This window comes from Streptomyces sp. NPDC093591 (assembly GCF_044764885.1).
GTDB lineage: Bacteria > Actinomycetota > Actinomycetes > Streptomycetales > Streptomycetaceae > Streptomyces.
In genome coordinates this window covers 212,053-234,596 of record NZ_JBIWIY010000001.1, presented here as the reverse complement: position 1 = coordinate 234,596, position 22,544 = coordinate 212,053, and the positions used below count along the sequence as shown (strand labels likewise).

Genomic DNA, 22,544 nt, shown 5'->3' with positions numbered 1-22,544 from the left:
TCCCCCGCGCCCCTGGGCCGGCACGGTCACCTCGGCCGAGATCACCCCGTCGGCACCCGCTGCATGACGGCTCGCTCCAGGTACGGCACGGCCCGCTGGCCGATCACCGCGAGCACGATCGACGCGGCGACGCCCGCCCAGGCGACGGGACCGAGGGGCGTGCAGCCGAAGACGTGGCTGAGGCCGGGCGTCTCGACCAGGACGAAGAGGGCGGCCGCTGAGCCGAGGGCGGTGGCGCGGACCAGCGGGCTGCCCCGGCGGTCGGCCAGGGTCTGGGCGAGCTGCGTGCCGACCACCGCGCACAGGGCCATCGTCGTGGAGCGGCGGGCGGTGCCGGGGGTGAAGCGGCCGATCAGCCAGGCGCACGTGGCGCCCATGGTGGTGGTCAGGGCGCGGTGCCGGATCTTGCGGATCAGGGGTGCGCCCAGGAGGGAGGTGCCGAGGGGTTCGGTGCCTTCGGGGAGGGCGGGGTCGCGTTGGCCGGGCTCGGTGCCCTCGGCGGCGGCATGACCGTCCCGGCCCGGTTCGCTGCCGTCTTCCTTCGGTGTCACCGCCACCGCCATGGCCGGGAACAGGTCCGTGAACAGGTTGACCAGCAGCATCTGGCGGGTGGACAGGGGCGACGCGCCCGACAGGAGGGTGCCGAGGAGGCCGAAGCCGACCTCGCCCGCGTTGCCGCCGATCAGGATGGCGATGGCGTCGGCGACGCTGTGCCACAGGGCCCGACCCTCGGCGACGGCCTCGATGAGGACCGTGAGGTCGCCGTCGGTGAGGACGAGGTCGGCCGCGTTGCGGGCGGCCGCGGAGCCCCGGGCGCTGATGCCGACGCCGATGTCGGCGGCACGGATCGCCGCGGCGTCGTTGGCGCCGTCGCCGACCATGCCGACCACCCGGCCGGCGTCCCTCAGCGCCTCGATGACCTGGAGCTTCTGCTCGGGGGCGACCCGGGCCACCACACCCATGTCACGCAGCAGCCGGGCGCGTTCCTCCCGGCCCGCGGACGCCAGTTCATCGCCCGTGACCACGCCGGTGTCCTCGGGCCAGCCCAGTTCCGCGGCGATCGCGCGGGCGGTCTGCGGATGGTCGCCGGTCAGCATGACGGGTCGTACGCCCGCCTTGCGCAGGCCCTCGACGAGGGCCGTGGACGTGTCGCGCGCGACATCGGCGAGGGCGAGCAGGCCGGTGAACTCCAGCTCCCGCAGGGGCTGTTCCAGGACGTCCGCCGCCTCGTCCGACGCGTCCAGGGGGCGCCGGGCCACCGCGAGGACGCGCAGTCCGTCGCCGGCCAGCCGCTGCGCCGTCTCCGTCGCCGACGACGGCAGGTCGGCACAGGCGGGCAGCACCGTCTCGGGGGCGCCCTTGACCACGAGTACCGGGCGGCCGTCCTCGGCCCGGCCGACGGCGGCGGCGTAGCCCCGGCCGGCTTCGAAGGGCAGACCCTCGCTCTGGGTCCACTCCGGGTCGGGGCCCGCCGCGTCGAGTACGGCCTCGTCGGTGGCGTGCACCGGCCGGTCGGAGCCGCCGTTGAGCTGCGGGCAGGCGCGGGCCGCGACCCGCAGGGTGCCGTCGGCCTCGTCCGGCTTGCGGACGGTGCCGTCGGTGTCGGCCACGCGCACCAGGCGCAGCCGGTTCTCGGTGAGGGTGCCGGTCTTGTCGAAGCAGATGGTGTCCATCCGGCCGAGCGCCTCCAGGGTGCGCGGCGCCCGGACGAGAACGCCGCGGCGGCTCAGCCGGCGGGCGGCCGCCAGCTGTGCCACGGTCGCCACCAGCGGCAGCCCCTCGGGGACGGCGGCCACGGCCACGGCCACGCCGCCGCTCACCGCACGGCGGATCGGCGTGCCGCGCAGCAGCGACAGGGCGGTCACCCCGGCGCCGCCCGCGAGGGTCAACGGCAGCGCCTTGTCGGTGAGTTCCCGCAGCCGGGCCTGGACTCCGGCGGACGGCGGCTTGCGAGAGGCGAGGGCCACGGCCCGGGCTGCCTCCGTGCGGTCCCCGGTGTCCACCACGACGGCCCGGGCCTGCCCGGCCACCACGGTCGTACCCTCGAACACCATGCAGCGGCGGTCCGGCACCGCCGCGTCCGGCGTCGGGTCGGTCCCCTTGTCGGCGGCCAGGGACTCCCCGGTGAGCGCGGACTCGTCCACCTCCAGGCCGTCCGTCCACACCAGACGGGCGTCGGCGGGCACCACGTCGTCGGCCCGGAGCTCGATCAGGTCGCCCGGGCGGAGCTTGGCGGCGTCCACGAGATGCGGCTCGGGCTCCGGTTCGTCGGTCGTGACGCGTGCCTTGCGCTTCTGCTTCGCCAGCAGCCCGGACAGCGCCCGCTCGGCCCGCATCCGCTGGATGCCGCCGACCAGCGCGTTCAGGTCGAGCGCGCCGACGACCAGCAGGGCGTCCACGACGGAGCCGAGGATCGCCTCGGCCGCCGAGCCGACGGCCAGCACCGGGGTCAGGGGGTCGTCGAGTTCGCCGCGCACGGCCCGGGCGAGTCGCAGCGGCCCGCTCACCGGCGCCAGCGCGCGCTTCTCGCCCATCGTTCGGATCGCCTTGCGCGCACGGTCGGTGAGCTGCTCGGGCAGGGTCGGCTCCGGCTCCGCCTCGTGTTCATGCTCCAGCCGGTCGCGGACCTCGGTGGGCTCCAGTTCGTGCCAGGCCACGCGCGGACGGGGGTGCGGGGCCCGGGCCACCGCCACGCCCAGGGCCGCTCGCACGCCGGTCAGCAGGGCCCATGCCGCGCTCACGTCCACCGGTGTGTGACGGAGCCCGGGCCACGGCGTACGGCGGCCACGGCCGGACTGGCCGATGGCCACCAGGAGCCCGGACAGCGCGGCCCCCGACCGCGCCAGGACCTGCGACCTGCGGCCGACCCCGCGAGCGGCCGGGACCGCCCGCAGCAGCCGCCACACGTCGGCCAGACCGTGCGGGGCCAGCACGTCCGCCCCCCAGACGAGGGCGCCTTCGCCGTCGGTGAGGGCGACGGCCACATCGCCGCTGAGCAGCCCGTCGAACACGTCCTCGTCGCCCGCCCCCGGCCGGGCGACCGTGACGACCACGCCGTCGTCGGCGCGCAACGCGTTCACCACATCGCTCAGCGACCGCTCGTCGCTCACCACCTGGTCGGCGAGGTTCGTGAAATCGGCCAGGGCGGGATCGTCCACCATCACCACGCGCAGGCCCGCCCGCCGGGCCGCGTCCAGCACGGTCTCCGCCCAGGGGTCCGCGCCGGCTCCGCGGGTCCGCAGCGCGCTCGGATGCAGCACGATCGTGTCGGCCATCTCCAGCTGCCGCAGCCTCTCGGGGTCCCGCACCAGGACGCCCGTACGGGACAGCGCACAGCTCAGTACGGCGTGGAAGGCGGCGGGCCCGTAGCGGGCGGCCTTGGGGGAACCCGCGAGCACGGCCTCGGCCGCCTCGGTGCCGTCGTGCTTGACCAGCAGCGTGGCCAGGGCGCCGACGAGGCTGCCGGTCTCGGCGTGCGCCGCGTACTCCTGGGCCGGGGAGGTGCGCAGCGGCGGGCGCGGGCAGTGGCCGCCGGCCACGCTGCACCGCTCGGGCACACAGACCTCGTCGTGGACCATGTCGAACGCGGCCGCGCGCGCCACCGTGTCCGCCAGCTGCAGCGAGCGCAGCGAACCGTCCAGCACCAGAGCGGTGGGGGTCCGGCCGGCACCGTGGACGGCCGCGTTGACGACGGCCAGCACCAGATCCATGCGCGTACGGCCGAGCCGGGCGCGCAGCCAGCCGCGAAAGCGCGGGTTCTCCCGCGCCAGCGTCACCAGCGCGGTCACCGACCTGGGCGTGGTCGGCAGGCGCATCCCGTAGCCGATGAACGCGGCCGCGATGCCGATGCCGTCGGCGGCGAGTGTCGCGGCGGCCGCCCGTACTCCGGCGGGGTCGGCCGGGTGCGGGATCTCCTCCACCGCCTCGTCCGTCTGGGCCAGGCCGTGCCGGGCCGCGATCTCGGACGCCTTCTCCACCACTCGGTCGCTGACGGACTCCTCGACGGCGGTCACCACCAGTCGGCCGAGGCCGCCGTCCCAGTAGGCGAGGGCCACGTCGGGCCGCTCCAGCAGCGCTGCGGCGACCCGGCGCGCCACGCGTTCCGTCCCCCCCTGCCGCCGTACGTGCTCCGGTGCCGCGGGCCGCAGTGCGAGGTGGATCCGGGTGCCGGAGCGCCAGGGGTGCGAGCGCAGCGGCAGCGTGTTGCGGGCGACCCGCACGACCCGCGCCGCGGAGTCGGCGCTCCGTACGCCTGCCCGGGCCGTCCCTGCCACGGCTCCCGCGGCGGCCCCCACCGCGGGGGCGGCTCCTCTGGCGAGCAGCCGAGGGCCGGCCGCGACCAGTCCGGCCGCGGCGGCCGCCGGACGTGTGACTGTGCGTGTGAGGAGTCCCAGAACCATTCGCTCACCCTCGGCCGGTCGTACGGTGACATCGCCTTTCGTGGGGCCCGGGTTCCCGCAAAACGGCATGTCATCCGCCCACAGGTGCCCCGGACACCTTCCCGGGGCACCCGCGGCGAGGGCTGATCGTGTGCGGCGGGCGGATCGCGAGGGCCGAAGGCGTCGCCTGGCCCGACCCCCAGCGGTCCACGGGGATCAACCTGTCGTACAGGCCGTCCCGTTGAGCGTGAGCGCGCCCGGCGCCGCGCTGTTGCCGGTGTGGTTCGCCTGGTAGCCGATGCTGACGCTCGCCCCTGGTGCGAGGGCCGCGTTGTAGGAGGCGTTGGTCGCCGTCACCGCGCCGGAGGCCGGGGTGTACGTGGCTCCCCAGCCGTTGGTGATCGTCTGGCCGGCGGGCAGGGTGAGGCCGAGCCGCCAGCCGTTGACCGCCGTCGTGCTCGTGTTGGTGATCGTCACGGAGGCGGTCAGGCCCGTGTTCCAGGCGTTGGTGGTGGCGCTCACCTTGCAGGTGCCGGGCTGGGGCTGGGGTGCGGGGCCGCCGCTGTCGAAGCCGAAGAAGGTGAGGACCCGGGCCGCCATGCCCTGGCTGTAGAGGTTGTGGCCGACGCCCTGGAGGCTGATCGCCTCGACGGGTGCCCGGTCGCCGGTGCCGCCGTAGCGGGTGCGGGTCCAGCCGGACTGGGGTGTGTCCGTGGCGGCCGGGGTCTGGCCGGCGCCGTGGACGTTCGTCCACTGCTTGATCATCTCGCCGAAGTTGGCGTAGCGCAGGACGTCGTCCTCGGTGCCGTGCCACAGCTGCATGCGCGGGCGGGGGCCGGTGTAACCGGGGTAGGCGCCGCGCACGAGGGCTCCCCACTCCTGCGGCGTGTGCGTCACGGTGCCGTTGGCGCAGGCGCTGTTCCACTCGGAGCCGTCGGTGGTGGCGAAGCAGCCGAAGGGGACGCCCGAGAAGGCTGCGCCCGCGGCGAACACGTCGGGGTAGTCGCCGAGCAGGACGTTGGTCATCATCGCGCCGGAGGAGATGCCGGTGGCGAAGACGCGGCCGGTGTCGGCGTCGTAGGTGCGGGTGACCCAGTCGACCATGGACTTGATGCCGACGGGGTCGCTGCCGCCGTCGCGCTTGAGCGCCTGCGGCGAGGAGACGTCGAAGCACTTGCTGCTGCGGGTGACGGACGGGTAGATCACGATGAAGCCGTACTGGTCGGCGAGCGTGTCGTACTCGGTGCCGTTGTACATGTCCGGGCCGGAGCCGGTGCACCAGTGCACGGCCACCAGGACGGCCGGGTTCGCTGTGACGCTGTCCGGCACGTACAGGTACATGCGCAGGTTGCTGGGGTTGGTGCCGAAGTCGGTGACCTCGGTGAGCGTCGCGGTGGGGACCACGTCGGCGGCCTCGGTGCGGGCGGCGGCCGCGGGGGCGGTGACGAGCAGTGCCGCGAGCAGCGGCAGGAGGGCCGCGAGGGCGACGAGTAACGCCTGGAGCGGTCTTCTCACGGTGGTGCCGGTGGGGGTGGGCACGTCCTTGTCCCTTCTGGCGCTGTCTGTACCGGTCAGCAGGAGCTGTTGGTCTGGGTCACCAGGCCGAGCTTCCAGGGGAGTTGGGAGTAGTCGCCGCCGGCGGCGGGGTCCATCCCCTGGTAGAGGAACCGAAGGCGGCAGGGGTTGATCGTGAGGGTCTGGTCGACGCCGTCGCGGATCATCTCGCCGTGGCTGAAGTCCGTGGTCCACGCGGGCTGTCCAGGCCCGAACGTCACGTTGGTCGATCGTATGAAGGGGTTGGCCTCGGTCTCCGCCAGCGGTGTCCAGGCGCCGCCCGGGCTGTCGGCCGTCCAGGCGCGGAAGTAGCGCCGCCAGTCGGAGCCGGTCGCCAGCGCCTCGACGAGCATGAGGTACTTGCCGCTGCTGCCGAGGCGGTAGACGTTGCTCCCCTCGAAGAGGTCGAAGCGGTTCGGTTCGGACAGGACGATGGTCGTGTCGCGGAAGCCGTTGGGGAACTCGGCGACCGTGGTGCGCGAGCGGTACTCGTGGCCGTTGCCGTCGGAGGAGAACAGATAGCAGTCGGTGTCGTCGCAGATGACCCAGTAGTCGAGCCAGCCGCCGGGGCCCTTGTTCTCCGTGACGATCGGCGGCTCGGCGTCGACAAAGTTCCGCGGCGCGCTCCAACTGCCCGGATCCGAGGGGTCGTCGGTGGTGGAGAAGCTCGGCAGCGGGCTCTGGTAGACCATGTACCACTTCTTCTGCGGCGCGAAGTAGAACACCTGGGGAGCGGCGACGTACCGGTTGCCGATGGCGGGGTTGGTGTCGAGGAACGTCTGTGGTGCGGCGGCCGCCTGGGACCAGTCGGTGAAGCTGGTGTGGGCCAGGCTCCATCGCCCGGAGGTGTCGGCCGTCGTCATGTAGACGTGCCAGCGGTTGTGGTGGCGCAACACCGTCGGGTCCTTGACCGAGACGATCGGATGCGCGGCGTCCGGCTTCGGCGCGATCAGTGGTCCGCTGGACGACCAGGCGAAGGAGCCGGGGAGCGGTCCGGCCCGGTCCGCCCCTGGGCTGCCGGCGGCGGCACGGTCCGGGGATACGGCCACGACGCCGAAGGCCAGCAGAGTGAGCACCAGCGCGCTGATCAACGTACGCATACGTGGAGTCGGCATGGCCTCGCCCTCTCGCAGGAACAACGCCCGGAGGGCATCGTGGCATGGACACGCTCATCATGGAAGCGCTCCCACGGCAGGCGCGAAGAGAGCCCTTACCTCCCACCAGGACTGAGTGGATTCTTTTGCGCAAAGCGTTGACCAGAAAGCGCTTGCCCTCTACGTTCCGTTCAACAGGCTGACCGAGCCGCACCGCCGCACCCCCACACGGTCACCCTGCCCGCGCGCGGCGTTCTGTATGACACACACCGTTCACGTACACGATCGAGTAAGTCCTTCTGAAGGGACGCACCCGCATGCGTACTCTCCCCCCACGTGCACGCCCGCAAAGAACCGCGCTGGTGACGGCGGCCGCGGCCGCTCTCGCCACCGCCGCCGTCCTCGTCCTGCCGCAGCCCGCCGGGGCCGCCGAGACCTCACCGGTCGGATTCGGGGCCGGGACGACCGGTGGCGGCAGCGCCTCGGCGGTGACGGTCTCGACGCTGGACGCCTTCAAGACGGCGGTCACCGGCAGTTCGGCCAAGGTCGTCCGGGTCAACGGCCTGATCTCGCTGAGCGGTCAGGTCGACGTCGGCTCCAACACCACGGTCCTCGGCGTCGGTTCGTCGTCGGGGTTCACCGGGGGCGGGCTGCGGCTGAAGAACGTCACGAACGTCGTGGTCCGCAACCTGAACATCAGCAAGCCCGTGGCGCCGTCCGACGGCATCACGGTCCAGGCGTCGACGAAGGTGTGGATCGACCACAACTCCTTCTCGGCCGACCGTGATCACGACAAGGACTACTACGACGGTCTGCTGGACATCAACCACGGCTCGGACAACGTCACGGTGTCCTGGAACACCTTCAAGGACCACTTCAAGGGCTCACTGGTCGGACACAGCGACAACAACGCGAGCGAGGACACCGGGCACCTGAAGGTGACGTACCACCACAACCACTTCAGCAACGTCTACTCGCGCATCCCCAGCCTGCGCTTCGGCACCGGGCACTTCTACAACAACTACGTGGCCGGCGCGGACACCGCCTGCCACTCGCGCATGGGCGCACAGATGCTCGTGGAGAACAACGTCTTCCGCGACACCAAGATCGCCGTCACCACGAACCGCAGCAGCGACGTGGACGGCTACGCCAATCTGCGCGGCAACGATCTCGGCGGGGCCGCGACCGAGATCTCCCGGGTCGGCACCTTCACCACGCCGCCCTACAGCTACGCCGCCGAGTCCGCGTCCACCGTCGTCGCCTCGGTGACGTCCGGCGCGGGCGCCGGAAAGATCTGACCACCCCCCAACTGGAAGAAGGCATCCGGGACATGACTTCACCAGCAAAGCCCCGCTCCCGCCGGCGCGCACTGACCGGCGGTCTGGCCGCACTCGGCCTCTCGTCTGTCATGATCACGACTATCGGAGTACCGCCGGCGAGCGCCGCCACCTGGCCGACGCCCAACGGCAGCCAGGGGACCTCCGCCACCATCTCCGTGTCCGGCACCAAGGACTACGGCATGAAGCGGTTCTACGGCACCGGGGACCTGGCCGGTGACGGCCAGGAGGAGGGCCAGGACCCGATCTTCAAGCTCGCGGCCGGCGCGACGCTGAAGAACGTCATCATCGGCGCACCCGGCGCCGACGGCATCCACTGCGAGGGCAACTGCACGCTGCAGAACGTGTGGTGGGAGGACGTCGGCGAGGACGCCGCCACCTTCCGGGGCGGCTCCACGTACAACGTGATCGGCGGAGGCGCGAAGAAGGCGGCCGACAAGGTCTTCCAGCACAACGGGCCCGGCACGGTGAACATCTCCAACTTCGCCGTCAGCGAGTTCAAGACGCTGTACCGCTCCTGCGGTGACTGCTCCACGCCGTACACCCGCAAGGTCAACCTCAGCAACATCGAGGTGACCGGCACGGGCTCCACGGCCCGCCTCGTCGGCATCAACGTCAACCGGGGCGACGTGGCGACCCTGCGCGGCATCACGATCCTCAACGACGCGAGCCGCAAGGTCATCCCCTGCCAGAAGTACAACAACAACACCGCCGTGGGTACGGGTCCGGACAGCACGAACTGCCTGTACTCCACTTCGGATATCACCTACAGGTAGACCTCGCTCGCCCACATGTCGGTCTCACACATGGGTGAGTCACACGCAGGTCGGTCTCACACATGTGGGCCACACACAGGTCGGTCTCACACATGTGGGTCACACACCGGTAGGTCTCACACATAGGTGGTCCCCCCCGGGGAGGGCGGCCGTACGAAGCGTCCCCGCACGGCGCTTCGTACGGCCGCCTCGTCATTTCTGGCCGGTACGCGCGCGTGGAGCTTCGACGGCAGCCCGGTCGTCACGCGCGGGTGTGTCCTCGGCCAGCTCCCGCCGGTAGTCGGCGTACGCCGCCCGCAGTCGCGTGCCCGGCCAGTCGGCCGGGAGGAGTTCGGGGGGCAGCACCGGGTCGGCGAGCAGGTGCCGCACGACGGCCGCGAAGGCGGTGAAGCGGTCGGACGGCCGGCGGGCGTGCGTGACATGGGTGAGCAGGGCGCGCCCCGTCTCTCCCCACACGTCCAGCGACCACAGGCTCGCCGCCAGCTCTCGCGCCGGGCGGTCGGGGCGGGCCGTGCAGCGCTCGGCGACCTGGTCGAGTTCGTCCGGCAGGGGGCGGAGCAGGTTGGCCGGTCGCAGCCAGACGCCCTCACGCAGCTCGGCGAGCCGGAGCCGGGTCAACTCGTTGCGCAGGTCGGCGCGTTCGGCGGGACCGCGGCCCGTGGCGGTGACCACGACCATCTCCCAGTCTCCGCGCCAGGGCCGGGTCGCGGGGTGGACGGCGTCGTCCTGGCGCCGCTGGCGTTCCAGCAGCCGGTCGCTGAGCCGGTAGACCGTGTCGGCGCGCCGCAGGTCTCCGGCCGCCACCATCCGGCTGAGCGCGGCCCGCACGGTGGATCCCGCGATCCCGAACGGCTCCACACTGCGCACCACATCCTTCACCGGCAGCTCGGGCGGATGCAGACCCAGCAGCAGGCTCAGGACGACCGACCGGGCGGACAGCGGGCGCAGTCCCACCTCTCCGGCCTGCGGTGACGCGTTGTTCGGCATGGCGACGACTGTACGGGGCGGGGCGACGGTGACGTATTACAGGATTGCTGCAACCGCAGCCGTAGTGCAACACTGGCGGCATGGTCTCGATACCCGCGCAGGAGCAGTCCGGTGCCTCGCTGGAGCAGCCCGGCGTCACGCAGGAGCCGACCGGACTCACGCAGGAGTCAGCCGTACTCACGCAGGAGCCGACCGGGCGGTACGCCACCCACGACGTCACCAACCAGCCCCCTCCCCTGGCCCCCTACGACGCGTCCGAGGACACGGCCCTGTTCGAAGGGCTGCGCCGTGAGGGCGCCGGGTGGGCCGAGGAGGACATCCGGCGGCTCGGGCTGCGGGCCGGGAGCGCCGAGGCACAGGAGTGGGGCGAGCTGGCCAACCGGCACGAGCCGGAACTGCGTACGCACGACCGGTACGGCCGTCGCGTCGACGAGGTCGAGTTCCATCCGAGCTGGCATCACCTGATGCGGGTCGCGGTCGCCGAGGGGCTTGCGGGGGCGCCCTGGGCGGACGAGCGGCCCGGCGCCCATGTCGCCCGGACGGCCGGCGGGCTGGTGTGGGGGCACACCGAGGCCGGGCATGGCTGCCCGACGTCGATGACCTACGCCGCCGTCCCCGTGCTCCGTCGGCAGCCCGAGCTCGCGAAGGTCTACGAACCCCTGCTGACCAGCCGGGAGTACGACCCGGAGCTGCGCGTGCCGACCGAGAAGCGGGGTCTGCTGGCGGGCATGGGGATGACCGAGAAGCAGGGTGGCTCCGATGTCCGCACGAACACCACGACGGCGACGCCGACCACCGAGCCCGGCATGTACACGCTGCGCGGGCACAAGTGGTTCACCTCGGCGCCCATGTGCGACGTCTTCCTGGTGCTGGCGCAGGCTCCCGGCGGCCTGTCCTGCTTCCTCGTGCCGCGCGTCCTGCCCGACGGCAGCCGCAACACCTTCCGCATCCAGCGCCTGAAGGACAAGCTGGGCAACCGTTCCAACGCCTCCTCCGAGCCCGAGTTCGACGGGACCGTCGCCTGGCTGGTGGGGCCCGAGGGGCGCGGAGTCAAGACGATCATCGAGATGGTCAACTGCACCCGCCTGGACTGCGTGATGTCGTCGGCGACGCTGATGCGCAAGACGCTCGTCGAGGCGGGGCACCATGTGCGGCACCGCCGCGCGTTCGGGGCCCGGCTGCTCGACCAGCCGCTGATGCGCAACGTGCTCGCCGACCTGGCGCTGGAGTCCGAGGCCGCCACGACGCTCACGCTACGGCTGGCCGGCGCGGCCGACCGGGCGGTGCGCGGGGACGACGCGGACGGGGCCGAGGCGGCGTTCCGCCGGATCGCCACCGCCGTCGGCAAGTACTGGGTCACCAAGCGAGGGCCCGCCTTCACCGCCGAGGCCCTGGAGTGCCTGGGCGGCAACGGCTACGTCGAGGAGTCGGGCATGCCCCGCCACTATCGCGAGGCTCCGCTGCTGTCGATCTGGGAGGGCTCGGGGAACGTCAACGCCCTCGACGTGCTGCGAGCGTTGAGCAGGGAGCCGGCCACCGTCGAGGCCCTCTTCGCCGAACTCGCCCTGGCGCAGGGGGTGGACGCCCGGCTGGACGCGGCCGTCACCCGTCTGAAGGGCCTGCTCGCGGCCGGTTCCGAGGCCGGCGCCCGCCGCCTGGTCGAGCAGATGGCCCTGGCCCTCCAGGCATCCCTCCTGGTCCGGCACGCCCCCGCGCCGGTTGCCGACGCCTTCTGCGCGAGCCGGCTCGGCGGCGACTGGGGGCATGCGTTCGGGACTCTGCCGGAAGCCGCCGATGTAGACGGGATTTTGGCGCGGGCGCTGCCGGGTGGGGTGTGAGGCGCGGCTCCTCGTGGTCGGGCGGGGGCCCTTAGGGCTCGGGGCCACCTGAGTGAGGTGGAGCGGGGCAGGGCTGATCGGGCGGGGGAGGCCGCAGGGCGCGGAGCTGGGCAGGGCTGATCGGGCGGAACATCGCCGGGCTCGACCCGGGCGCGCCGCCAGGTGGCCGGGCCCGCGGACCGGGCCACCGCCTCCGCCCAGGCGGACATGGTCTGCGGGTCGCCGCGTCCTCTGCTGTCAGAGGGAGGTCGTAGGCGACAGCCAGCCTGTGTCAGGGCCCTGACCGCCCGGGACCCGGACTACCGGCGTTCTGACAGGAGTCCCCCGCGGGCGCAGCAACGCACGGACCCGAGGGACGGGCCTACGGGAGGAGCTCGCCCGGCCCGTGGCCGCCGGCTCGGGGGGCCGCCGACCGCCCTCGGGCGCAGCCGAGCCCACCGCATCCCCTGGCGGTCCGGGCCGCCGGGCATCCAACCCTGCGCCGCCGGGACGCCGTACGGCGCGATCGGACAGGCCGGGCGATCAGGCCATTTCACGGGTACGGCAGCCACGCCCCTTCGCCCACCCCGCGTACAGCCGTCAGCCTGTCGTCCGCCCACCCCACAGGGGGCCGAACCGTGCCCACTCGTAGCCCCACTGGTCGATGCGCCGGCTCTCCAGGCGACTGCGGAGGGCGCGCCCGGCGACGAAAGGTACGCAGGCGGCGCAGACTCCCGCGAGACCGCCGACCAGAGTGGCCCGGGTGCGGGCCTCGGAGGCGGTGGCGGGCTGGGTCACCATGCGGCCCTGCGGGTCCGTCCAGACGGTGACCGGCGTGCCGACGCCGCTGCCGGGCCGGACGCGGGCCTGTCCGGTGTGCGCGGAACCGTCCTGTGCGCTCCAGCGGACCTTCGCCCACACGCTCGCGCCGCTCGACGTGCCGGAGCGCGCGTCGGTCGTGCCCGGCGCCCGCTCGGTGAGCAGGGCGACGACGGGGCGCCACTCGACGCGCTCCCTGGCCATCCCCTGCTCCACCGTGCCGGCCGTCGCCAGGCCGGCGAGCACTCCGGCGAGGACGGTGAGCGCCCAGGCGGCGAGCAGCACCCAGGCCTCCACCGCGTCGGCCCGGCGCTTGAGCGGATTGCGCCGCCACCGCCACAGCCACACCTTCGGACCACGGAACGCCATCGAAGGCTTCCTCCTCCTGAGCGCACGAACCTGCCGGACCCACCTCCCTCCCATACGGGAGAGGGCAGGCGGATGCTCACTGCACGTACCGGGAGACGACCGTGGCACGGGTCACGCGGTCCCCGCGGATGTCTGCCGGAAAACCCCCGCGGCTCGCGGCTGCGAGCTATCATCGCCGCCCTGACCTGCGATGTCGGCCTTTCCAGAGGTGACTGTCAGTGCTGGGGTGCAGACTGGCCGGTACCTGAGACAAAGACGTCGCGGAGGTGATCGGCATGACCGAGGTACTGCTCGCCGTGGGCACGCGCAAGGGGCTGTTCATCGGGCGGAGGCGAGGTGGCACCTGGGAGTTCGACGAGAGTCCCTACTTCAACGCCCAGGCCGTGTACTCGGTCGCCATCGACACGCGGGGCGAGCGTCCGCGGCTGCTGGCGGGCGGCGACAGCGCCCACTGGGGCCCGTCCGTGTTCCACTCCGACGACCTGGGCCGCACATGGACCGAACCGGCCCGGCCGGCCGTCAAGTTCCCGAAGGACACGGACGCTTCCCTGGAGCGCGTGTGGCAACTGCACCCGGCGGCCGCGGAGCCGGACGTGGTGTACGCGGGCACGGAGCCGGCCGCGCTGTACCGCTCGGAGGACCGCGGCGAGACCTTCGAGCTGATCCGCCCGCTGTGGGAGCACCCGACCCGGTCGAAGTGGGTGCCGGGCGGCGGCGGTGAGGGCCTGCACACCGTGCTCACCGACAAGCGCGACCCCCTGGCCGTGACGGTCGCCGTCTCGACGGCCGGCGTCTTCAAGACGGCCGACGGCGGTGCGAGCTGGGTTCCGTCCAACTCCGGTGTCTCCGCCGTTTTCCTGCCGGATCCGAACCCGGAGTTCGGCCAGTGCGTGCACAAGATCGCACAGGACGCGGCGACTTCGGACCGCCTCTATCTGCAGAACCACTGGGGCGTGTACCGCAGCGACGACGCGGGCGCGCACTGGACGGACATCGGCGAGGGCCTGCCGTCCACCTTCGGCTTCGCGATGGCCGCACACCCCCACCGCGGCGAGACGGCGTACGTCTTCCCGATCAACGCCGATTCCGACCGCGTGCCCGCCGACCACCGATGTCGTGTCTTCCGTACGGCGGACGCGGGCAAGACCTGGGAGCCGCTGTCGGCAGGACTGCCGCAGGAGGACCACTACGGCACGGTGCTGCGCGACGCCATGTGCACGGACGACGCGGACCCGGCAGGCGTGTACTTCGGCAACCGCAACGGCGAGGTGTTCGCGTCGGCCGACGACGGCGACAGCTGGCGGCAGCTGACGTCGCATCTGCCGGACGTGCTGTGCGTGCGGGCCGCGGTGATCGCATGAGCCGTCCGAGGTGGCGGGGCTTACGGGCCGGCCTTGGCCACCGGTTGATCACCGCTGCCGGTACGGCAGTAGGGTGACGGCCGTGGCACCACGACCCTTGCATGAAATCCTCGAGGCGGGCTGGGCGAAGGCCCTGGAACCCGTTGCCGATCGGATCGCCGCGATGGGCGACTTCCTGCGCGCGGAGATCGCCGCGGGACGCACCTATCTGCCGGCCGGGCCGAACGTCCTGCGGGCCTTCCAGCAGCCCTTCGACGACGTACGGGTCCTGATCGTCGGACAGGACCCGTATCCGACCCCGGGACATGCCGTGGGGCTGTCGTTCTCGGTCGCGCCCGAGGTGCATCCGCTGCCCGGCAGCCTCATCAACATCTATCGGGAGCTGAACGCCGACCTGGGGCTGCCGCAGCCGTCCAACGGCGATCTGACGCCGTGGACCCAGCAGGGCGTGCTGCTGCTCAACAGGGCGCTCACGACGGCCCCGCGCAAGCCGGCCGCTCATCGCGGCAAGGGCTGGGAGGAGGTCACCGAACAGGCCATACGGGCGCTCGCCGCCCGTGGCAAGCCGCTGGTGTCCATTCTCTGGGGCCGCGACGCCCGCAACCTCCGCCCGCTGCTCGGCAACCTCCCGTCGGTGGAGTCCGCCCACCCGTCCCCCATGTCCGCCGACCGCGGCTTCTTCGGCTCCCGCCCGTTCAGCCGGGCCAACGACCTGCTGATCCGACAGGGAGGACAGCCGGTGGACTGGCGCCTGCCGTGACCGACGTCTCCGGGTTCCTCGCCGTCGACTCCGGAGGGTCCGGGATGCGTGTCGTCGTCGGCACCGTCGGCCAGGGGGCGCTGGCACGGCGGGAGTCCGGCGAGCCCGTGCGAACCGGGGGGCGGGGCATCGACGCCGGGCATCTGATGGAGCAACTGGTGCCCATGGTCCGGGCGTTGGTGGCCGAGACCGGTGTCGCTCGGCTGGGGGCGGCCGTGGTCGGTGCCGCCGGGCTCGCCTCCCTGGGGGACGGACTGCGCGCCGAGCTGCCCGCCGCGTTGGAGCGGGAGTTCGGCATCGGGCGCCTCGCCCTGGCCGCCGATGCCGTCACCGCCTATGTGGGCGCCCTCGGGCCCCGTGCCGGCGCCGTGGTCGCCGCCGGTACGGGGCTGATCGCGATCGGCACCGACCTGACGCGCTGGCGCCGCGCGGACGGCTGGGGGCATCTGCTCGGCGACTGCGGCAGCGGTGCCTGGATCGGACGGGCCGGGCTGGAGGCGGCGCTGCGCGCGCACGACGGGCGGCCCGGTGGGTCGGCCCGGCTGCTGGCCCGCGCCGAGGAGTCGTTCGGCCCGGTGCGGGGGTTGCCCGGCAAGCTCTATCCGCGCCCGGACCGTCCCGCCGTCCTCGCCTCCTTCGCCCCGCACGTGGCCGCCTGCGCCGACGGCGACCCGGTGGCCGCGGAGATCGTGCGGGCCGCCGCACGGCACATGGCCGAAGCGGCGGCCGCCGTCTGCCCCACCTCCGGAGAGCCCCAAGTCGCGCTCACCGGGGGCCTGTTCAAGATGGGCACCCCTCTTCTCGTACCGTTGGAAGAGGAGTTGTCGAAGCGGCTGCCGCACGCGCGGCGGGTGTCGGCCGCCGGGGATCCGTTGCAGGGGGCGGTACGTATCGCGACCGACCTGGCGGCGAACGCGTTCACTCTTCCGGGTGACGAGGCGATGCTCTGCGTGGTGACCGGAAAGAGGGACTGATCCACCTACGCCGTCCGCTTCCGCACCGCACGTAACTCAATCAGACAAATGCGGACGGATACCGCTCACCTGCACCCTCCCCGAACAGGGGAGCCCAAGAAGCCAGTAACATGCGTCGCCATGAGCTCCCCCACTGGGCCCGCGTCCGGCCTGCCAGTACGAATGCCGCGACCTCGTCAGCCCGGGCGGCACCGCCGACCCGAGCCCCTGGCGGCTCCCGAAGGCGCGCCCGCGCTCGTCCTCGCGGTGCCGGGCACGCCGAGTGCCGCCACCCGCGGCCTGGCCGAGGAGGTCGTGAGCATCGCCCGCTCCGAGCTCCCCGGTCTCGACGCCCGGATCGGGTACGTCGACGGCGACGACGTGGAGTTCCCCACGCTCCAGTCCGTGCTCGTGCACGCCGCCGAGGAGCGCATCGCCCGCTATGAGCAGGCGATCGCCGCAGGTGTGGAGGTCAAGGAGCCGGAGGGCCCGGTCGCCGTCGTCGTGCCACTGCTGGCCGGCCCGGACAGCGCGCTGCTGCGCGTCATCCGCCAGGCCGTGATGGACAGCCGGGTCGCGGCCGACCTCACCGATGTGCTCGGCCCGCACCCGCTGCTCGCCGAGGCGCTGCACGTGCGGCTGTCGGAGGCCGGTCTGGCCCGCGCCGACCGTGCCCGGCTGTTCACCGTGGCCACGGCCGCGGACGGCATCATCCTCGCCTCTGTGGGCGGCGAGGAGGCCGTGCAGGCGGCCGGGATCACCGGCATGCTGCTCGCCGCGCGCCTGGCTGTGCCGGTGATGGCGGCGGCCCTGGACCAGGACGGCTCGATCACGGCCGTCGCCGAGCAGCTGCGGTCCTCGGGCTCGCAGCAGCTGGCGCTGGCGCCGTACCTGATAGGGCCGGAGATCGACGCGAGCCTGATCGCGCAGGCCGCCCAGGAGGCGGGCTGCTCCGCCGCCGAGGCACTCGGCCCGTACCCGGCGATCGGGAAGCTCGCCCTGTCGAAGTACACGACGGCGCTGGGCATCGCCCCGCAGCAGCCACAGGGCACGCCGGTGCGCTGACGCGCACGTCACAGCCGTAACGCCGAAGGGCCCGCTCCTCACACGGAGCGGGCCCTTCGGCGTCCCTTCAGCACTCCTGGGGCAGCCGGCGAACATCCGGTCATGCCTCGTCGGCGCCCTCGCCGATGACCACGCAGGACGCCGCGGGCGCCTCGATCGAGCCTTCGTAGCGTGGGAGTCCCGTGGCCGGGTCCAGGGCGAACCAGGACACGTCGCCGGAGCGCTCGTTCGCGACGTACAGGAAGCCGCCCGCCTCGGTGATCGCGCGCGGCCAGTGCCCGGCGCAGGTCACCGTCCCCACCAGCCGCAGTTCATCCCCCGCCACGGCGAACGTCGACAGCACGTCCTCGCCGCGTGTCGCGGTCCACACGAAGCGGCCGTCGGGCGAGGCGACGATCCCCGACGGATAGGCGTCACCGGCCGGGGCGCCCGGCAGGACGTGCGTCTCGGCCAGCGGCTTCAGCGTGCCGTCGTCGGCGTCCCAGTGGCAGACGGTGACGGTGGGGGTGAGTTCGTTGAGGACGTACGCGTACCTGCCGTGCGGATGGAAGGCCAGATGGCGCGGGCCCGAGCCGGGCCGCAGGGCGATCTCCCGGTGCACGTCGAGGGCGCCGTCGGTCAGCGTGCACACCCGCACCGAGTCCGTGCCGAGGTCGACGCTGACGACCCAGCGGCCGCTCGGGTCGGGCTGCACCTGGTGGGCGTGCGGGCCCTGCTGGCGTGGGGTGTGCGGGCCCGAGCCGGTGTGCTGGAGGACGGCGGCCGGGGCGTCCGCGAGGGCGCCGTCGGGGCGCACGGGCACGACGGTGACACTGCCGGAGCCGTAGTTGGCGGTCAGGACGTGGCCGGCGATCACGCTGAGGTACGTGGGTCCGCTGCCGCCCACCGGCACCGGTGATCCGATGAGCTCCGGCTTGGCCCCGGTCAGACGGTAGGCGGCCACCGCGCCCTGGGCGGTCTCGCTGACCGCGTAGAGCGTGTCACCGCCGGGCGACAGGGCCAGGTACGCGGGGTCGGGCACGTCGTCCACGCCGCTCAGGACGGTCAGCGCGCCGCTGAACGGGGCCACGGACGCCGCGGTGATGCCATGGCCTCCGGCAGCCGTGAAGGACCCGATGTAGGCCCGCGTTCCCCGTCGTTCCCGCCTGCCCACGTCTGCCACCGCTGTCCCCTTCCGGTCGGGTGCCGTCCGGGGTGACGGTAGCAGCGGATCATCATCGGTCTAGACCAAGGTCACCTAATCGTCGGCGAGTACGTACGGCGGAAGACGGGCGTGACGTCGCGTCGGGCGACGCGTGCGCCGAAGGCCGGTCCTTGCGTGGAGAAAGGCGTACGCCACCCCCAGGAGGCTCGCCCGCGGGCCGCTCCCGCGCGGCTCGCGGGTTCCGTGCGTCCGATGACGCCGGGTTACCCGGCGGATGGCCTGATCCACCCTCTACGTGGCCGACAAAGCGACATACCGACCCGAGCCGTTCAAGGCCCGAGTGCCGGCCAAGTCACTTGCCCACCCGAGACGAGGCCCTGCCCGACCGGTCGTCTCATGCCCCCACGAGCCGCGAACCGGACGGCGTGCGCAGGGGCTGGGCGAGTTCGGCCAGGGCGCGCTCGAGGCCGTGCAGATGGGCCAGCGCGGGATCCGACGCCGTCGGCTGCTCGGTGGGGACGGTGATGTCCGTGCCGCCGGTGAGCGCCTCGACCGCGGCCTCGACGCGCCAGCACGCGGCTGCCAGGCGGGCGTCGTGCGAGGCCTCCGGGTCGGCGGCGACGGCGGCCAGACCGCGGATCTCCCGGGCGCAGTCGTCGAGCAGGGCCAGGACGCGGCGAGCACGCCGCTTGCGGGCCGGCATCGGGTTCAGGGGGTGCACGAGCGGGGCGACCGAGAGCCGTACCCGGCCGAGCAGCTGCTCCAGTTCGGCCAGTTTCGAGGCCGGGTCGGCGGTCGCGTCACCGGCGAGGCGCGCGGTTGCCTCGGCGGTGGCCGCGTGGACGCAGCGCAGGGCCCGCTGGATCCAGGCGTCCGTGACGGTGTGGGTGGTGACGGGCAGGACGAGCAGCACGGCCAGCACGGCGCCGAGCGCGCCCACGCCGGTCTCGGCGAGCCGCAGCGCCAGCAGGGCGGGATCCAGGACGCCCAGGAGGCCGTAGAGGAGCTCGGCGAGCACCGTGACGCAGAGCATCATCCAGCTGTACGAGACGGCGGCGGTGTAGAAGATGCCGAAGACGCAGACGGCGAGGAGCACCGCCGTGGGGAGGCCCGCGCCGTTCAGCGGGACGGCGATGAGCAGGCCGAGGCCGATGCCGATCACCGTGCCGAGGATCCGGCGGAAGCCGCGGACCAGGGTCTCGCCGCGCGAGGTGGTGTTGACGAAGATCCACCAGGTGGCGCCGACGGCCCAGTACCAGCGCTGCCCGGACACCAGTTGGCCCACGACCAGGGCGAAGCCGGCGCCGGCCGTGGCCTGGATCGCCTGGCGCGTGGTCACACGGGCCAGTCCGCTGCCGCCGGGCGGTGCCGGTGCGGGCGCCGGGGGCGTACGGCGCTCGTAGCACCACAGCCCGAAACGCACGGCGGCGGCGGTGAGCAGGGACAGCAGTACGGCGGCGTAGAGCTCGGGCAGTTGCCGTGGGGTCGCCTGCAGGAACTGCGCCACGAAGAAGGTCATGAACGCGAACACGCCCAGGCTGTGACCGCGCGGTCCCCAGCGGCGCGCATACACGCCCGCGCCGACGACGGCGAGGAAGGTGAGGTCGCGGGCGACGGGGTGGTCGTGCAGTTCGGCCGCCGCCGCGAGGACGGGGAGGCCGACGAGCGGCAGCAGCGCGGTGGTGACCGCCTGCCCGCGGACCGTGGGGTCGGTGACGGTGAACAGGGCGAGCAGCGCGGCGAGCCCCCCGGTGACGGCACCGACGAGGGAGTGTCCGGCCAGTGCGCAGACGACGACCGCGAGCCCGATGCCGAGGACCGCCCGCACGGCGAAGCGCAGCCGCGCCCGGCCCGGGTCCGGCGCCACGAACACCCTCTTCAGCACTGCTTTCCGCCCTCCGAATCGGCATGAAAAAGGCGCCGCGGAGGTCCGCAGCGCCATCGACGGTCCCATTGCAGCATCGCCGGAGCGACTGGCTCAAGTGGCGTCGAATATGCTGGGCCATTGGCACAGACATTTCGGTCCCGCAGCGTCCACCAGCGAGCCAACGGACCACGTACGAGGAAGGCCGGATGCCATGGCCGTGGACGAGCTCGACACCCGCATCCTGCGGCTGCTGCTGGAGCAGCCCCGCACGAGCGTGCGCGAGTACGCCCGCATCCTCGGCGTCGCGCGGGGAACCTTGCAGGCGCGGCTCGACCGGCTGGAGCGGGACGGCGTGGTCACCGGCACGGGGCCGACCCTCTCCCCCGCCGCGCTCGGCCACCCCGTGCTGGCGTTCGTGCACATCGAGGTCACCCAGGGCCATCTCGACGACGTGGGCGACGCGCTCGCCGCCGTACCGGAGATCGTCGAGGCCTTCTCGATCACCGGTGGCGGGGATCTGCTGACCCGGGTGGTCGCCCGCGACAACGCCCATCTGGAGGACGTGATCCAGAAGCTGATCAGCCTGCCCGGCGTGGTCCGCACCCGTACCGAGGTGGCCCTGCGCGAGCGCGTCCCGCACCGGCTGCTGCCACTGGTGGCGTCGATCGGGCGGACGGCGGCCCGGAAGTGACCTTCGAGGCCGAGATGACCCGTGAGGCCTTTGACATCCTGGGCCCATGAGCGGTCTCAACGGCACTTCGGTCATCTTCGATCTCGACGGAACGCTCGTGGACAGCGAGCCCAATTACTACGAGGCGGGCCGGCAGATCCTCGCCGAGCACGGAGTCCCCGACTTCACATGGGCGGATCACGAGCGGTACGTCGGCATCAGCACGCTGGAGACGGTCACGCTCTGGAAGCGGGAGTACGGCCTGCGGGCCTCCGTCGACGAGTTGCTCGCCGCCAAGAACGCCCGCTATCTGGAACTCGCCCGCGCCGCCACGCGCGCGTACCCCGAGATGCGCGAGTTCGTGGAACTACTGGCGGGTGAGGGGGTGCCGATGGCCGTGGCGTCCGGCTCGTCACACGGGGCCATCACGGCGATCCTCGCCGGCACCGGCCTGGACGCCCATCTGCGCACCGTCGTATCGGCCGACGAGGTCGAACGCGGCAAGCCCGCCCCCGACGTCTTCCTGGAGGCGGCCCGTCGGCTCGGCGCGGCACCGGGCGACTGCGTGGTCCTGGAGGACGCGGCCCCCGGCGCCGCCGCCGCGCACGCGGCCGGAATGCGCTGCATCGCGATCCCGTACGTGGCCGCCCACGCGGACGCCCCGGAGTTCGCTACGGCCGGCCTGCTACTGCGGGGCGGGCAAGGGGAGTTCACGGCGCGCGGAGCGTACGACTGGCTCGTGCGGTCGACGGCCTCCTTCTGACCACCGTCAGCTGGACCGCTGAGCCGACCGGCCAACTGGGCTTCCAGTTAGCGCCTTTTGCGGCGATAGGCAACCAATGGTTGGATTGGCGGTGGTACGTGCTCGCGCACGCGCCGTTCCACAGGCACTCGCGCCCACCGCGAGGCCCGTCACCTCCCTGCCGACACCCATGCTCGGCGCGCGTGGCCGGCTGCCGTGAGGCATGCGTCCGAGCTCCATCCTCCCGGAGGGACCGATGGCCGCCGCGAAGACGCCCCACTACGAGCAGAACGTACCGGACACCGTCTACGGCTATGTGGCCGCGCGGTCACAGGGCGGGGTACCGATGACCGAGGCGAGGCGCTTCGAGTCGGCCGCGCCGTTCCGTGCCGAGGAGCGTGACCGGGAACGTGCCAAGGAGTTCGCCCGCCAGGCGGGCCTGACGGTGACCGCCGAGAGCCGCCTGGGATTCTCCGTGGCCGGCTCGCCGACGGCGTACGAACAGCTGACGACCGGCAGGATCGTCAGTTACGAAGTGCGCCAGCGGGTCGAGATGAGCCGGGAGCGTTCCGTGACGCACCTCGACATCATCGGCGACCGGCAGCCCGAAGCCCTCGGCGTCGGTGCCGCGCACTCCGCCCGGGACCCGAAGTGTGCCATCCGGAGTTCCTGAGTCCGCTGCCCGCCGACGACCGCGTCCGCCGCGGTCGCGGCCATCAGCAGATCCGCTTCCCCGCCTCCCCGTCCCCGAGTGCCAATCCCGTCAGCACCGTTGACGGCTCCTCACCCCACGCATAACGTCTGGTCGACCATTCGCACAGTGTTCGATATACCGAACCGCGTTGACCTC

Annotated in this window: 17 protein-coding genes; 10 read left to right on the top strand and 7 right to left on the bottom strand. The window is 72.8% G+C overall.

What is annotated here, in order from left to right; genetic code table 11:
* Positions 1 to 41: 41 nt before the first annotated feature.
* The 3 genes from ACIREI_RS00985 to ACIREI_RS00975 all read right to left on the bottom strand — a co-directional run bounded on the left by ACIREI_RS00985 (position 42) and on the right by ACIREI_RS00975 (position 7,033).
* The gene (locus ACIREI_RS00985) at positions 42 to 4,400 is read right to left on the bottom strand and encodes an HAD-IC family P-type ATPase (RefSeq protein WP_403325801.1); all 4,359 of its coding nucleotides are present in this window, start codon (positions 4,398 to 4,400) and stop codon (positions 42 to 44) included.
* Positions 4,401 to 4,595: 195 nt separating this feature from the next.
* Positions 4,596 to 5,918: a PHB depolymerase family esterase gene (locus ACIREI_RS00980; protein WP_403325799.1), complete on the bottom strand. Its 1,323-nt coding sequence runs from the start codon at positions 5,916 to 5,918 to the stop codon at positions 4,596 to 4,598.
* A gap of 32 nt (positions 5,919 to 5,950) precedes the next feature.
* Positions 5,951 to 7,033 (bottom strand): non-reducing end alpha-L-arabinofuranosidase family hydrolase, encoded by a 1,083-nt coding sequence (locus tag ACIREI_RS00975; RefSeq protein ID WP_403325796.1) that lies wholly within the window; start codon positions 7,031 to 7,033, stop codon positions 5,951 to 5,953.
* Between the two features lie 311 nt (positions 7,034 to 7,344).
* Between ACIREI_RS00975 and ACIREI_RS00970 the strand changes: the two genes are divergently transcribed.
* A complete protein-coding gene (locus ACIREI_RS00970; RefSeq protein WP_403325794.1) occupies positions 7,345 to 8,325 on the top strand; it encodes a polysaccharide lyase family 1 protein in 981 nt (326 codons plus the stop codon).
* A 32-nt stretch (positions 8,326 to 8,357) separates the two neighbouring features.
* Positions 8,358 to 9,140, top strand: coding sequence for a pectate lyase (locus tag ACIREI_RS00965; RefSeq protein ID WP_403325792.1), 783 nt, complete (start codon positions 8,358 to 8,360; stop codon positions 9,138 to 9,140).
* Between the two features lie 192 nt (positions 9,141 to 9,332).
* Here the strand turns inward: ACIREI_RS00965 and ACIREI_RS00960 are convergent, their stop codons facing one another.
* Complete coding sequence (locus ACIREI_RS00960) at positions 9,333 to 10,127, bottom strand: PaaX family transcriptional regulator C-terminal domain-containing protein (RefSeq protein ID WP_403325789.1); 795 nt, start codon at positions 10,125 to 10,127, stop codon at positions 9,333 to 9,335.
* Between the two features lie 80 nt (positions 10,128 to 10,207).
* On the opposite strand from ACIREI_RS00960, the gene ACIREI_RS00955 reads away from it, so the two are divergent.
* A complete protein-coding gene (locus ACIREI_RS00955; protein WP_403325786.1) occupies positions 10,208 to 11,965 on the top strand; it encodes an acyl-CoA dehydrogenase family protein in 1,758 nt (585 codons plus the stop codon).
* A gap of 579 nt (positions 11,966 to 12,544) precedes the next feature.
* Here the strand turns inward: ACIREI_RS00955 and ACIREI_RS00950 are convergent.
* Positions 12,545 to 13,132 carry a hypothetical protein gene (locus ACIREI_RS00950; protein ID WP_403325783.1) on the bottom strand — a complete coding sequence of 196 codons (588 nt, stop codon included), beginning with the start codon at positions 13,130 to 13,132 and terminating at the stop codon, positions 12,545 to 12,547.
* 275 nt (positions 13,133 to 13,407) lie between these two features.
* On the opposite strand from ACIREI_RS00950, the gene ACIREI_RS00945 reads away from it, so the two are divergent.
* From ACIREI_RS00945 to ACIREI_RS00930, 4 genes are all read left to right on the top strand, one after another.
* Positions 13,408 to 14,493 (top strand): WD40/YVTN/BNR-like repeat-containing protein, encoded by a 1,086-nt coding sequence (locus ACIREI_RS00945; protein ID WP_403325780.1) that lies wholly within the window; start codon positions 13,408 to 13,410, stop codon positions 14,491 to 14,493.
* 82 nt (positions 14,494 to 14,575) lie between these two features.
* Positions 14,576 to 15,253 (top strand): uracil-DNA glycosylase, encoded by a 678-nt coding sequence (locus ACIREI_RS00940; protein ID WP_403325777.1) that lies wholly within the window; start codon positions 14,576 to 14,578, stop codon positions 15,251 to 15,253.
* On the top strand, positions 15,250 to 16,227 hold the full coding sequence (locus ACIREI_RS00935; protein ID WP_403325774.1) for an N-acetylglucosamine kinase: 978 nt from the start codon (positions 15,250 to 15,252) through the stop codon (positions 16,225 to 16,227). Before ACIREI_RS00940 ends, ACIREI_RS00935 begins: the two co-directional genes overlap by 4 nt.
* A gap of 120 nt (positions 16,228 to 16,347) precedes the next feature.
* Positions 16,348 to 17,271, top strand: coding sequence for a sirohydrochlorin chelatase (locus tag ACIREI_RS00930; RefSeq protein ID WP_403325771.1), 924 nt, complete (start codon positions 16,348 to 16,350; stop codon positions 17,269 to 17,271).
* 100 nt (positions 17,272 to 17,371) lie between these two features.
* Here the strand turns inward: ACIREI_RS00930 and ACIREI_RS00925 are convergent, their stop codons facing one another.
* Both ACIREI_RS00925 and ACIREI_RS00920 read right to left on the bottom strand, forming a co-directional pair.
* A complete protein-coding gene (locus tag ACIREI_RS00925) occupies positions 17,372 to 18,433 on the bottom strand; it encodes a lactonase family protein (protein ID WP_403325768.1) in 1,062 nt (353 codons plus the stop codon).
* Positions 18,434 to 18,809: 376 nt separating this feature from the next.
* A complete protein-coding gene (locus tag ACIREI_RS00920; RefSeq protein ID WP_403325765.1) occupies positions 18,810 to 20,300 on the bottom strand; it encodes an FUSC family protein in 1,491 nt (496 codons plus the stop codon).
* 193 nt (positions 20,301 to 20,493) lie between these two features.
* Here ACIREI_RS00920 and ACIREI_RS00915 point away from each other — a divergent pair, with 193 nt between their 5' ends.
* The 3 genes from ACIREI_RS00915 to ACIREI_RS00905 all read left to right on the top strand — a co-directional run bounded on the left by ACIREI_RS00915 (position 20,494) and on the right by ACIREI_RS00905 (position 22,367).
* Positions 20,494 to 20,973: an Lrp/AsnC family transcriptional regulator gene (locus ACIREI_RS00915; RefSeq protein WP_403325763.1), complete on the top strand. Its 480-nt coding sequence runs from the start codon at positions 20,494 to 20,496 to the stop codon at positions 20,971 to 20,973.
* A 46-nt stretch (positions 20,974 to 21,019) separates the two neighbouring features.
* Positions 21,020 to 21,715 (top strand): HAD family hydrolase, encoded by a 696-nt coding sequence (locus ACIREI_RS00910; protein WP_403325761.1) that lies wholly within the window; start codon positions 21,020 to 21,022, stop codon positions 21,713 to 21,715.
* Between the two features lie 235 nt (positions 21,716 to 21,950).
* A complete protein-coding gene (locus ACIREI_RS00905) occupies positions 21,951 to 22,367 on the top strand; it encodes a hypothetical protein (protein ID WP_403325759.1) in 417 nt (138 codons plus the stop codon).
* Positions 22,368 to 22,544: the final 177 nt, after the last annotated feature.

What these genes read in the sequence shown, in the direction of transcription:
- ACIREI_RS00965 (WP_403325792.1), top strand. Translation starts at nt 8,358, where the DNA reads ATGACTTCACCAGCAAAGCCCCGCTCCCGCCGGCGCGCACTGACCGGC.
- ACIREI_RS00955 (WP_403325786.1), top strand. Translation starts at nt 10,208, where the DNA reads ATGGTCTCGATACCCGCGCAGGAGCAGTCCGGTGCCTCGCTGGAGCAG.
- ACIREI_RS00960 (WP_403325789.1), bottom strand. Translation starts at nt 10,127, where the DNA reads ATGCCGAACAACGCGTCACCGCAGGCCGGAGAGGTGGGACTGCGCCCG.
- ACIREI_RS00975 (WP_403325796.1), bottom strand. Translation starts at nt 7,033, where the DNA reads ATGCGTACGTTGATCAGCGCGCTGGTGCTCACTCTGCTGGCCTTCGGC.
- ACIREI_RS00970 (WP_403325794.1), top strand. Translation starts at nt 7,345, where the DNA reads ATGCGTACTCTCCCCCCACGTGCACGCCCGCAAAGAACCGCGCTGGTG.
- ACIREI_RS00910 (WP_403325761.1), top strand. Translation starts at nt 21,020, where the DNA reads ATGAGCGGTCTCAACGGCACTTCGGTCATCTTCGATCTCGACGGAACG.
- ACIREI_RS00930 (WP_403325771.1), top strand. Translation starts at nt 16,348, where the DNA reads ATGAGCTCCCCCACTGGGCCCGCGTCCGGCCTGCCAGTACGAATGCCG.
- ACIREI_RS00945 (WP_403325780.1), top strand. Translation starts at nt 13,408, where the DNA reads ATGACCGAGGTACTGCTCGCCGTGGGCACGCGCAAGGGGCTGTTCATC.
- ACIREI_RS00950 (WP_403325783.1), bottom strand. Translation starts at nt 13,132, where the DNA reads ATGGCGTTCCGTGGTCCGAAGGTGTGGCTGTGGCGGTGGCGGCGCAAT.
- ACIREI_RS00985 (WP_403325801.1), bottom strand. Translation starts at nt 4,400, where the DNA reads ATGGTTCTGGGACTCCTCACACGCACAGTCACACGTCCGGCGGCCGCC.
- ACIREI_RS00905 (WP_403325759.1), top strand. Translation starts at nt 21,951, where the DNA reads ATGGCCGCCGCGAAGACGCCCCACTACGAGCAGAACGTACCGGACACC.
- ACIREI_RS00915 (WP_403325763.1), top strand. Translation starts at nt 20,494, where the DNA reads ATGGCCGTGGACGAGCTCGACACCCGCATCCTGCGGCTGCTGCTGGAG.